This is a genomic window from Blautia caccae, assembly GCF_040095955.1.
Classification (GTDB): Bacteria; Bacillota; Clostridia; order Lachnospirales; family Lachnospiraceae; genus Blautia; species Blautia celeris.
In genome coordinates this window covers 1-12541 of record NZ_JBBMFP010000019.1, presented here as the reverse complement: position 1 = coordinate 12541, position 12541 = coordinate 1, and the positions used below count along the sequence as shown (strand labels likewise).

Annotated in this window: 10 protein-coding genes; 3 read left to right on the top strand and 7 right to left on the bottom strand. The window is 38.5% G+C overall.

Annotation, left to right across the window (positions count from 1 at the left end):
• Positions 1 to 15: 15 nt before the first annotated feature.
• From WMO65_RS18515 to WMO65_RS18485, 7 genes are all read right to left on the bottom strand, one after another.
• Positions 16 to 1680: a glycoside hydrolase family 13 protein gene (locus WMO65_RS18515; protein WP_103732271.1), complete on the bottom strand. Its 1665-nt coding sequence runs from the start codon at positions 1678 to 1680 to the stop codon at positions 16 to 18.
• A gap of 62 nt (positions 1681 to 1742) precedes the next feature.
• Positions 1743 to 2393: a beta-phosphoglucomutase gene (pgmB, locus tag WMO65_RS18510; RefSeq protein WP_054352422.1), complete on the bottom strand. Its 651-nt coding sequence runs from the start codon at positions 2391 to 2393 to the stop codon at positions 1743 to 1745.
• A gap of 14 nt (positions 2394 to 2407) precedes the next feature.
• On the bottom strand, positions 2408 to 4741 hold the full coding sequence (locus WMO65_RS18505) for a glycoside hydrolase family 65 protein (RefSeq protein WP_103732270.1): 2334 nt from the start codon (positions 4739 to 4741) through the stop codon (positions 2408 to 2410).
• Positions 4742 to 4766: 25 nt separating this feature from the next.
• Positions 4767 to 5600, bottom strand: coding sequence for a carbohydrate ABC transporter permease (locus WMO65_RS18500; protein WP_103732269.1), 834 nt, complete (start codon positions 5598 to 5600; stop codon positions 4767 to 4769).
• 15 nt (positions 5601 to 5615) lie between these two features.
• Entirely contained in the window at positions 5616 to 6515 is a 900-nt protein-coding gene (locus WMO65_RS18495; RefSeq protein ID WP_103732268.1) for a carbohydrate ABC transporter permease, read from the bottom strand.
• A gap of 123 nt (positions 6516 to 6638) precedes the next feature.
• Positions 6639 to 7988: an ABC transporter substrate-binding protein gene (locus WMO65_RS18490; RefSeq protein ID WP_103732267.1), complete on the bottom strand. Its 1350-nt coding sequence runs from the start codon at positions 7986 to 7988 to the stop codon at positions 6639 to 6641.
• Between the two features lie 83 nt (positions 7989 to 8071).
• Complete coding sequence (locus tag WMO65_RS18485; RefSeq protein ID WP_225305299.1) at positions 8072 to 9145, bottom strand: LacI family DNA-binding transcriptional regulator; 1074 nt, start codon at positions 9143 to 9145, stop codon at positions 8072 to 8074.
• A 296-nt stretch (positions 9146 to 9441) separates the two neighbouring features.
• On the opposite strand from WMO65_RS18485, the gene WMO65_RS18480 reads away from it, so the two are divergent.
• From WMO65_RS18480 to WMO65_RS18470, 3 genes are read left to right on the top strand one after another with little or no spacing between them, the layout of a single operon-like run.
• Positions 9442 to 10056, top strand: coding sequence for an anthranilate synthase component II (locus WMO65_RS18480; RefSeq protein WP_103733186.1), 615 nt, complete (start codon positions 9442 to 9444; stop codon positions 10054 to 10056).
• Positions 10037 to 11392, top strand: coding sequence for an aminodeoxychorismate synthase component I (gene pabB / locus WMO65_RS18475; protein ID WP_118594135.1), 1356 nt, complete (start codon positions 10037 to 10039; stop codon positions 11390 to 11392). Before WMO65_RS18480 ends, pabB begins: the two co-directional genes overlap by 20 nt.
• Before the next feature lie 40 nt (positions 11393 to 11432).
• Positions 11433 to 12176 (top strand): aminotransferase class IV, encoded by a 744-nt coding sequence (locus WMO65_RS18470; RefSeq protein WP_103733190.1) that lies wholly within the window; start codon positions 11433 to 11435, stop codon positions 12174 to 12176.
• Positions 12177 to 12541 lie beyond the last annotated feature (365 nt).

Here is a 12541-nt window from a genome sequence, read left to right as displayed (position 1 = left end):
CAAGCAACAGGAAGCTTATCTAACTTTCAGATACACAGCCGCTTCGTATGGAAGCATTTCTCTGTCTTGCAACGCTCCCCCTTTATAGTTGCTGATCAAAAGCTCCGTATTCTGATCTTTCCATTCTTCTGGTATATGGAACTTAGCTTTTTCCCCTGAAAAATTCAGAATTACAAACAGCTTTTCCCCTTCAAAGTTTCTTTCATAAATATAAAGCTGTTCGTTTTCCGGTTCATACTCTTTGAAATCCCCGTAAACGGCAACTTTATTTTCTTTTCTCATACGGATAAGCCTCTGCATATAATAGAAAACGGAATCTGCATCCGCAAGCGCTTCTTTTACGTTAATCTCCCTGTAGTTGGGATTCACCTTAAGCCACGGTTTTCCTGTGGTAAAGCCTGCATTTTCTGTATCATCCCACTGCATAGGTGTTCTTGCATTATCTCTCGCACGGTAACGAATGCCATCAAGCAGTTTTTCGGGATCAGCATTTCCGTTTACCACGCGCTCTCTCCAGCAGTTACGGATTTCCACGTCATCGTAGTCCTCAATGTCGAAAGAAACATTTGTCATTGCGATTTCTTCTCCCTGATAGATATAGGGCGTTCCCTGCATGGTCATCAACATGGTATACAGCATTTTCTGGCTCTCTTTTCGGAACTCTTTATCATTTCCTCTTCTTGAGACGGTTCTGGGCTGATCGTGGTTTGTCCAGTACAGGCTGTTCCATCCTCTACCGTCCATTGCAGTCTGCCATTTACTAAAAACTCTTTTTAATTCGGAAAGAGGAACCTCTCTATAGGCCCAACGTTCCCCATCCAGGGTATCCAGATCGTCATGCTCAAACTGGAATACCATATTCAGTTCATTTTTATCATTACCTGCATATTTTAATGCCTCTTCAAGAGAGACATCTGACATTTCTCCTACGGTCATGATGTCGTATTTAGACAGCACTTCCCTGTTCATCTCATGAAAAAATTCGTGAATGCGGGGACCGTTCTGATAATTCTCAGCCCCAATCCTTCCTTGGCGCGGCTCCCCGTCCGGCAGTCCCGGTACTTTAGAATACAGGTTTGCAACATCCATGCGGAATCCGTCGCATCCCATATCCAGCCAGAATTTCATCATATCGTAGACTTCATAGCGTACTTTTTCGTTCTCCCAATTCAAATCCGGCTGCTTTTTTGTAAATAGATGGAGATAATACTGCTCTGTTGTCTTATCAAATTCCCATGCAGGACCTGAGAAATATGAGGTCCAGTTGTTTGGCTCTTTTCCGTCTTTTGCATCCCTCCAGATATAATAATCCCGGTAAGGATTGTCTTTAGATTTCCTGGATTCTATAAACCATGGATGTTCATCTGAAGTATGATTTACTACCAGGTCCATAATCAGTTTCATTCCTCTTTCATGAATTCCCGTCAGCAGCGCCCTAAAGTCTTCCATTGTTCCAAACTCATCCATAATATCCCTGTAATCAGAGATATCATATCCATTATCATCATTTGGAGATTTATAGCAGGGCGACATCCACACAACGTCAATCCCCAGCTTCTTTAGATAATCCAGCTTACTGATAACACCCTGCAGATCTCCGATTCCGTCTCCGTTGGAATCCATAAAACTACGAGGGTAAATCTGGTATACTACAGCTTCTTTCCACCATGCTTTTTCCATAATACAAAGTCCTCCTCCAAATAAACGCTCTGACAAAACCAGATATATTTCTATTCATCATTTCATTGTAAGCCATCCTCCACCGCCGTCAGTAAATCTTTAAAATTCTGAAGCTGGTAGGCGGCCAATTCTGATTTCACAGCATCACCCATTGCTGCGCAATCCATGTTTCCGTTTACTGCCGCCTGTAGTCCTGCTACTGAATCTTCCACAACCAGACAGTCTTTTGGTTCCAGCTTCATAAAATGAGCTGCTTTGAAGAATACTTCCGGATCCGGTTTTGAATTAGATATATTGTTCCCATCAGAAACTGCATCGAAATATGCGGCCAGCCCGATTCTTTCCAGAATAAAACCCGCATTTTTACTGGATGAGCCTATAGCCAGTTTTAAACCTTTTCCTTTAAGCTGATCCAAGGTTTCCTTTACTTCCAGGCTTAAATCGGCAGGTGACATTTTTCTAAGGAGTTCCTTGTAGAAGGTATTTTTTTCTTCTGCATACTTCACTTTTTCTTCCCAGGTGAGAGTCTTATGGTATTTTTCCAAAACAATGTCCAGACTCTCCATACGGCTTATCCCTCTTAGTCTGTTGTTAATGGTTTCATCAAAGTAAATTCCAAGTTTATTTGCCAGCCTTTTCCATGCTTGGTAATGATAATCATCAGTATGACAGATTACACCGTCCAGATCAAAAATGACGCCTTGATATTTCATAGTTATGTCTCTCCCTATAGATTTCTTTTAACTTTCTGCCCTGCTGCTATTGTCACCATTTCTTTTCCAAGAAGGATCGCAACATCCTTTTTCCCATTGTTTTCTACCACAACTGATTTATGATCAGCTTTGACTATGAAAGAATTCCCCTTAAAGCATAACGGAAATATAAGCCTATTCCATTTTTCCGGCAGTTTTGGAGCAATGCGCATATGCTCACCTTCCATTCTCACACCGCCGAATCCCATTACCGTACTCTCCCATATGCCGCCTGCGGATGCACTATGGATTCCTTCGTTAGAAGATTTCATCTGAGTTCCCAAATCAATGGTCAATGCTCCCTCATACAAATCATATGCCATTTTTTCCAGACCGAGATCATTTGCCAGGATTGCATGTGTAGATTTACTCAAAGAAGAATCATGAAGCGTCTTATCTTCATAAAAAATAAAATTCTTACGTTTTATTTCCTGATCAAACAATGTATCCAGAAGAAACAGCAGCATAACAGTATCTGCCTGTTTTGAAACCATATACTGATTCAGTTGTTCCGTATTGAAATCGTTGTAAATGGTCAGCACCTTATCGGAGGTCTTATACTTCGTAAGATCCAGCTTTTTTAAACTCAGAAACTGATCAGACTGAGGAATGATTCCATCCTCATTGGGGATAGGAAGGTAAATCTTATCAATACATGCTTCAATCTTTTCTTTAATATAAGAAAGATCCAATTTTTCATCCAGCTTTCGATACGATTCCGAATCTTCCTCCGAAAGCTGAGCAATAATTTTAAGAGCCTGGCTCATATTGTTGGCAGCCATATAGTTTGTGTATGTATTATTGTCCACATGTTCTTTATATTCATCCGGCCCGATAACATCAAGGATTTCATACCTATCTTTCTCTGCATTGTACTGTAACCGGCTTGCCCAAAACAGCGCCGTATCCAGAATAATTTCATAACCGTAATTTTTCATAAATTCTTTATCACCTGTAATCAGGTAATATTGTTCCACTGCATAAGCAATATCTGCGGAAATATGATGTTCAATAATTCCTGTCCAGCATTTGGTCAGCTTTCCTGTAACAACATCTGCTCCGATATACAATGGAGTCACCTCACCGTCGTCAACCCAAGCACATTCCCAAGGGTACATGGCACCTTCATAACCGCATTCTCTGGCTTTTAGGTGCGCTCCAAACAGATTCCTGTATCTGTATTCCAGCAGTGTTCTTGCTGTCTGCGGCCTTGTAAAGGTAAAATAAGGAAGAATAAACATCTCTGTATCCCAGAAAGAATGACCTTTATACCCTTCTCCCGTGAGGGCTTTTGCTCCGATTCCCACACGGTTATCATCATGCTTTACCATAATATTTAAGTGATACAACGCAAAACGAACTGCCAACTGGTCAAAATCCGCATCTCCTTCAATAAGAATATCACTTTCCTTCCAATATTCTTTCCATTTGTTTTCACTTTCCTGTTTCAGCACTTCATAACCTTTGGCAAATGCGGCTTTCAAAGCTGTCATACCATCTTTTTTCAGCGTTTCCGTAATATTTTCCGCATCCATGCCTTCATATACCTTGTCACGGGAGGTATGCAGAATGGAAATCTTCTCAAAATGAATCGATTGCCCCGCCGGCACCTTGAAGCTAAATTTATTCATCAGGGTTCTCCTTCCCATAATAGGAAGTACCTCTGCCTCCGCATCCAAGCTGCATGCCGCGTGCTGTGCAAACCAAACTCCGGATTCTGTGGTCTTTGCCAGATACTGCATGTCCCTTGCTTCATAAATTCTTCTTTTCAGGTCTTTGAAATGCTGAGAACCGCTGTTTGTCACACTACCGTCTATTCCCGTTTCAATGCTCACTGCTGCGTCTTTATCCACTGATAAACAGAGGGCTGCTGCCATCACATGTTCATCCGCCAGCGATACAATTCTCTGAAACCGGGCATTTATGGTCACACCGGAAGGGCTTGTCCATGTAAATTCACGGATAACCTCTCCATTTTTCAGGTTCATAGTTCTTTTATATGCTTTCAATTCTCCCTGGGACAGATTGATTTTATGACCGTCTATCATAATTGTCATACCAGTCATATCCGCAGCATTTGGCAGCTCTGTCACTTCTTCCCTGGAAGCTTTATTAAACGTTCCTGTAACGAATGTATTTCTTACTTCTCCTGTATATGCCTCCTCCAAAGCGTTGCGGACACCAAGATATCCGTTTCCCTGGGCAAAAATGGCTTCACATTTTCCCAAATATCTCTCATCAAAAGCGTTTTCCTGAATCAGCCAGTTTTTCAGTTCTCCGGTTCCTGCATCGTATTTCATCATATTCATAAATCGGCTTTCCTCTCTTCCTATATTAGCCTTTTACCCCTGAAGCCGCCACAGATGCCTGTACCTGTTCCTGTGCACATACATATAAAAGAATGCCTGGAAGTACGACAATTGTCAGGGCAGCGAATAATTTTGTGTAGTCATAAGAGAATGATTCCGTAAAAAACTGCAGTGCCAGCGGCAGTGTTCTGTTCTTGTCAGAAGAAGTAAGCAGGGACGCATAGAAATATTCATTCCAGTTATTCAGGAACATCAGAATCCCTGCGGTGGCAAGTCCGCTTTTTGCCAGTGGAAAATTTATCTTCCAGAATATAGTGAAAAATCCCGCTCCATCCAAAGTTGCCGCCTCATCCAGTGATTTTGGAATAGCCATAAAGGTTGATTTCAAAATAAACATAGACATGGCAAGCCCCATGGACAGATATACCAGCGTAACCCCCCAGATATTATCGTACAGATTTAACTTCATGACCAGTGAAAACAAAGGCTGAGCCTTAGACTGTGCCGGAACTAGAAGAGTAATGGTAAACAGTGCAAAAATAAGACTTTTCCCAGGAAATCTAAATTTTGCTATTACATATCCGCCCATTGCAAATATCACAAGGGAAGCAGCTGTTGATACCACACAGATCAGCGCAGAATTAATAAAGTATTGGACAAAGTTATACTTTTCAAAAATATACACAAATGCATCAAACTTGATACTGGTAGGCAGTGAAAAGGGACTTGATAAAATCTGAGCATTTGTTTTAAAGGCGGACATGATAACCCAGATAATCGGAAAAACAGATACGATAATTGTGAATATCATTACTGTATACATAAAAATTTTTATGATCTTCTTTTTCATTTTTTCCATGATGACCTTCCTTCCTTAATAAACACTTTCGTTCATTTTAAACACTCTGTTGACTATGGCTAAGATAATCAGTCCAAGTATAAACATAATCACACCATTGGCGTTGGCGTAGCCGTATTTCATATCTTGGATAGCTTTTACCAAAATGATTGGAAGGTTCATGGTATCATCTCCGGGACCTCCGGCTGTGGTGAGCGCAATCTGTTCATACATAGCTACACGGGAAGTAATGGAGCATATCACACCTGTACCAATGGCATTCCGGCAGAGCGGAAGATGGATCATACGTGTAATCTGCCAGCCCGTTGCACCATCCACTTTTGCCGCTTCTGTCAATTCTTCGGGAATAGCCATCAGGTCATTGAGTACGATCAGCGTGACAATAACCGCATAGAATAACCAGGTAAATGTAACTGCCCAGAATGCATACGGTGACTCATAAAACCACTGTATGTGAAAATCCGGGTTGATTTTGCGGATAATGTTGTTCAGAATACCCATGTCATCATTGAAAATAAATCTGTAAATCATGGCCCATGCCGCCGCTGAGATAACGTTAGGCACCATAAATACTGCACGAGTGAATTTCCATCCCTTTGGTTTGTGATACAGGATGAACGCAACCAAAACGCCGAATCCTACATGAAGCGTTCCGGCGATCAGGGACCACAAAAGTATATTTTTCAGAGAGATACGGAATGCATCATTTGTAAACATATCCATATAATTTTTTAATCCAATGAAAACTGGTGTATTAAATCCGTCCCACTTTGTCAGTGATGTATAAAATACGGTAATAATGGGTTGTAGGTAAAATATCAGAAAAATCAGAAGGGATGGGAGCAAGAAAAGATATATCCATTTATAATTTCTTCTTTCCAGCTTACTGATCTTAACTTTTTGTTTTTTGACCAAAAATTTTCTCTCCTTTCTTCTAAAACAAGCTGTCTCAAACGTGAAAATCCCTTTGGACAGCTTGTTTCCTTACAGGCAGCGATTTAAGAAATTACTCTTTTCCTGCTGCCCTTTTTCAAAATTTTACTGTTTTGCTTCCTCTGCCTTCTTTGTCAGTTCATCACAAAACTCTTCCGGTGTCAGTGTGTTGTCAATGAGTTTTGGAAGCAGCTTGCCAAATTCTGTATCGGCTACAGACGCAGGGAATACATCCCCAAGACTCGCACAATAGGTGGTTTCATCATTCATGCTTTCAGACAGTTCATATAACAAAGGAGTTTTTTTCAGTTCTGCCAAAAAGTTGTCCGAATAAGTAAGCTGAGGAGCAACCCCGCCTTCTGTCAATACCAATTCCTCAATTTCCTCCTGAGAATCACGAAATGCAAGGAACGCCTCCGCCGCTTCTTTCTCTTCATCAGTTGCTGTATTGGCTATCCAGAATTCCCCGTATGAACTGGGGTTTGCGAATGCAATATTTCCAGGATAAATGGTTGCTTTTACATCTTCACCATTAAAACCATTGCTCCATTTATCTGCTGAGCCTTCTTCAAATTCAGGTGCCATCCAAGAACCATTACAAATGACTGCCGCATTTTTGCTCATAAATGCATTTGCTGCGTCTGCATATGCTGCACCTACCGTATTTGATGACGCATTATTCTGAAGTATTGTCTGCAATTTTGCAACTCCGTTTACAAAAGCAGGAGCAGAGTAATCCCATAATTTATCATTCACACTACTGTTCAGCAGTTCAACACCGCCCTCTTCGTTTGCGATCAGAGCTGTCAGCATTAAGGCAGTTGTCCAGCCGTTTTCTGCCGTCATAAACGCTATCTTGTTGTCTCCCAAGCTGTCCACAAATTCATCAACCGTCATATCCCTGATATCCTTATCCGGAGTGTACATGGAACTGTTATAATAAAGGCCTACAGGTTTGAGCACGCTCGTTGGTTTACAGATTAATTTACCATCTACTGTACAAAATTCCCTTGATTCGGGAATCCAGTTTGCTGCTACATCTGGATTTTCCTCCGCAAATTCTGTCAAGTCGTATGCCATGTCATTGGCCAGTACAATCTGTTTGAACCACTGCGTATCAATACCGCCTGAACCTGGAGCATGCACCAGAACAGGAAGCTTATTCTGCTGGGCAAGCTGTTTGATTTTATCTGCATAAGAGGCCTGAGGAACTTCTTCAACTGTAATTTTATACTTTCCTTCATACTTTTCATTGAAACGCTCTATTTCAGGAAGAAAGAAAGTTGCTCCCACATTTTCACCAGCAAGATATGTTGGGAACTTTAATTCGATAACTCCTTTGCTTTCTTTTGCCTCTCCACCTTCTGACGTTTCATTTTTGTTGCCGCCGCATGCCGTCAGACTAAGCGCCATAACAGACGCCAATACCAATGCTGTTACTTTTTTGATTTTCATAAATTTTACCTCCTAAAGAATGTTATTTATTTCCAAAAACGTTTTTGAAAAATTATATTTTAAAAAGCAGGCTCTGCTGCTTTTTAAATATCTAATCTCTTTACTGAATCTCTTACAATAAGTTTATGAGGAACAAATATCCTGTCAGAAACCACTTCTCCATTCAGCATATCATTTAAAACTTTTATCCCCACATATCCTTTTTCCCTGATATTCTGGTTTATGGTGGTAATTCCCGGTTTTATATAGTCCAGGGTATAAAGTCCATCAAATCCCGTTACAGAAAAATCTTCTGGTACAGAGTATCCACACTCACTTACTGCTCGGCAGACACCAAGCGCCATCAGATCACTCATACAGATAAATGCGGTAGCTCTTGTTTTTTGATATTTTTCTATGTATGCTTTTGTATTTTCAAATGCTTTTGCTTCATTAAAATAGCAATCAAAAATCCCTATGTTATCTATATCTATTCTATGCTTTTCAATGGCTTTTTTGAATCCCCGGTAACGTTTATGTGTTACTTCCGCATCTTCTTTACCTTTTATTAAAACCACCTCTCTATGTCCCTGATCCAACACATAGTCTGTGATCTCTTCAAAAGCTGCTTCATCATTCGTCATCACAGTAGCAATATTTTTCCCCTGAAGCACTGTATCAATAGCAACGCAGGGAATATCCAGTCTACCTGCTTCTATTAAATATTCATCCTGTATTTTCATACCCATGATAATAACGCCCGAAAGACTATATTCACTGCACATATCCTCCAATAGTTTTTCTTTCTGCATTTTCGTGCTGATTCCATAAGTTGCTACAGTGGTTCCTCTTTCGTTCACATACTCATAAATTCCCCTGAGTATATTGCCGGTAAATTCATCCATTCTTTCATTTTTATACAAATCAGATATGATCAATGCCATATTTCTCTTTGACTTAGAGGATAGATTCTTAGCACTCTGATTTGGCACATATCCTAATTCGCGTACTGTCTTTTGAACCTTTTTTCTCGTTTTTTCATTTACATCCGTATAACCATTCAAGGCTCTTGAAACTGTACTTACAGATACACCGGCATTTTTAGCCACATCTTTAATAGAAACTGCCATATAATCACCTACAATATCGCTTTCAAAAACGTTTTCGCTTTGATGCATTTAAATATACTCCTTTCACATCTAAATGTCAAAGGGTTTTCTTGTATTTCTACAAATCATAAGGTTTTTCTTATATTTTTTACAAATTACGGTGCAATCTTTTATGTATTTTGCACAATGCTTTTCTTTTCGTCACGGACATTTTTTTATCAAAACCTGTACATGAGAAAGACTAGACAAGTTTACTAAAATCTGATATAATGAATTATCTCAATAATCGGTGTGCCCAGAAATTGGAAGACTGCCAAAAAAGTTCTTTGAAAGGACTTTTTTGGCAGTTTTTTTGGAGGAAAAAAATGTATTTAATGATTGATAATTATGACTCATTTGTGTACAATCTTGTATGTTATATGGAAGAATTAGGGGAAAAGGTAGAGTTAGTGCGTAATGATAAAATTTCTGTGGAAGAAATTGAAGATTTAGTATCCCTTAAAAGAATTGAAGGATTGATTATATCGCCGGGACCTAAAAGCCCTGAAGACTGTGGAAACTGCAAAGAAATTGTTAATAAAATGGCGGGCAGACTTCCAATCTTAGGTGTTTGCCTGGGACATCAAATTATAGGTCATGTGTTTGGAGCGATCGTTCAAAAGGGATTAAAACCCATGCATGGTAAAGTATCTAAAATAGTGACAAATCAAAAAGAATTGTTTACAGGACTTCCATTACATTACAATGTAACTCGTTATCACTCTTTAATTATCAGTGAAGAAAGCTTTCCTGATGAATTGGAGATAGATGCACGCTCAGAAGACGGAATAATTATGGGTATTCATCACAAAACATTTCCTATTTTTGGTGTGCAGTTTCATCCTGAAGCCGTGTTAACTGAATATGGTCACGAAATACTTAAAAATTATATTGAATTATGCAAAGGATGGTGGAAGATACATGAGAACTATAGTTCATAAATTAGATTTTTATGTGAAATCAGAAGATATTTTTGAGCAATATAAAAATAGAAAAATGGCTGTTTTCTTAGATTCTTCTCTTGAAAATCAACTGGGGCAATTTTCGATTATCGGCTTAGAGCCTTATTTGATATTAAAAGAAGAGGATGGAGTTTTTTATAAAAATGATGAACCGCAGTTTGAAACTTTTGAATTTGGAATGAAAAAGGCCTTACAAAAATATCAGGAAAAAAATCCAACGAAATTACCATTGGTTTCCGGTGCAATTGGTTACTTTTCGTATGACTATGGAAGAAAGTTTGAACATATTTCTACCCGTCATCCAAAAAAAATCCATATGCCGGAAGCTATGTTTGCATTTTATGATTTCTTGATTATTGATGATAAAAAAGAAAAAGCACTTTATATCACCGCAAGAGGTGAAACTAAAGATGCGGAAACAGCAATTACAGAATTGGAAAAAGAAATTAAATCTTGTAATCTTTCTCTAAAACCCCCAAAAAAATATCAACTTGCGTTATTTTCTCCAAATTTTACAAAAGAAGATTACAAAAAAGCCATTGAAAAAATGATTTCTTACATCATAGAGGGTGATATTTATATTGCAAATATGACACAGCAATTAAAAATATACAGTCAGAAAGAACCTTATGATGTCTATCGTTATTTGCGTGTATATAATCCATCTCCTTTTGGCGTCTTTTTTCAAGGAGGAGATTATCAAATTGCCTGTGCTTCACCAGAACGTTTTTTGCAGGTGAAAAATGGTAATATAGAAACAAGACCAATCAAAGGGACCAGAAAGCGTGGAGAAACAAAAAAAGAAGATTTACAGTTAAAATTAGAATTACAACAATCCTCCAAAGACCGTAGTGAGTTACTGATGATTGTAGATTTAGAAAGGAATGATTTAAATCATGTTTGTGAACCAGGAAGCGTGATAGTAACGGAGCATTTTGCAGTAGAAACTTATGCTACAGTGTTTCATTTGGTTACTACTATTATCGGTAAAATGAAGAAAACAATTCAGACTACTGATTTAATAGAAGCTACTTTTCCAGGTGGCTCTATTACCGGCGCTCCCAAAATACGTTCTATGGAAATTATTGATGAACTGGAACATGATAGAAGAAATTTATATACCGGTTCTATCGGGTACTTTTCTTTTAATGGAGATTGTGATTTTAATATTGTTATACGTACCGCTGTTTATCAAAATGATACCTATTATATAGGCGTTGGAGGGGGGATTACTTGTGAATCTGACTCAGAATTTGAATATGAAGAAACCCTACAGAAAGCAAAGGCTATTCTGGAAGCTATTGGTGATGAATAATGACAAAAGTTTTTATGCAGCATGATTTGAAAGGAGAAAAATGATAATAGCAGATGACGGATTTTTTTTTGGAATTGGTGCTTTTGAAACAATTGCAGTTAAAGATGGAGTTCCTATACTTCTGTCTCACCACTATGATCGGCTTTTGAATACTCTAAAATTTTTAAATCTTACGAATATATCCATGGATGAAATAAAGAGGGAAGTAAAAAATACCTTAGAAAATCAAGATATGCAGAAGGGAAGTAAGGTGTTAAAAATTACAGTTTCAAAAGAAAATGTACTTATTTCCACCAGGCCAAATACATACCGTAAAAAAGATTATGAAAAAGGATTTATTACAGATTATTCCGCTGTTCGGCGCAATGAAACCTCTCCTTTGACCTATCACAAAACTTTGAATTATGGTGATTGCCTAATGGAAAAAAGAAGCTTCAGGAAGAGGGGAATTCAGGAACCAATATTTTTGAATACAAAAGGAGAACTTTCAGAAGGCGCTACCACAAATATATTTTTTGTAAAGGACAAAGACATTATCGCACCACCAATGTCCTGCGGCATGCTGCCGGGAATTATTCGAAAATATATATATGATTCCTGCAAAATTAAGGAACGGATTTTAACTCCTGATATGATATTAGATTATGATGAGATGTTTTTGACAAATTCTCTGTTGGGTATTATGCCTGTAAAAAAGTTGGGCAGTCATTCATTTAAAAGCCAGGAGATTGGAAAAAATTTACTAAAAAAGTATTTATCAGAAACTGCGTCTATTGTAGAATAATAAGCATATTGTGCTATTTTTGAGCGCATGTTCCATATCGGAATCAGAATGGATTTGTTATAATTTTAATAAATATAATCACAGGCAGCTGTGAGCCAATTGCAGTATCAGCGGCCTGTGCAATGGAAAAGAGAAGGGGTGGCGCATTGCGGATATTCGTATCCTCCTATATGACGATTTTTGATAAAGGTGCCGGTAATGGCACCTTTCAGACTGTAGACAAAACGGTTCGCGATGTCATGTCCGCGAACCGTTTTTTTACCCATTTCCAGTTTTCAAATTTAAATTTTGAGACTATGAAGAAAAGTCTGTAAATAAGATTCTTCTATGATAATGAGTGGTGAAAAGTCTTAAGAATAGGCTTT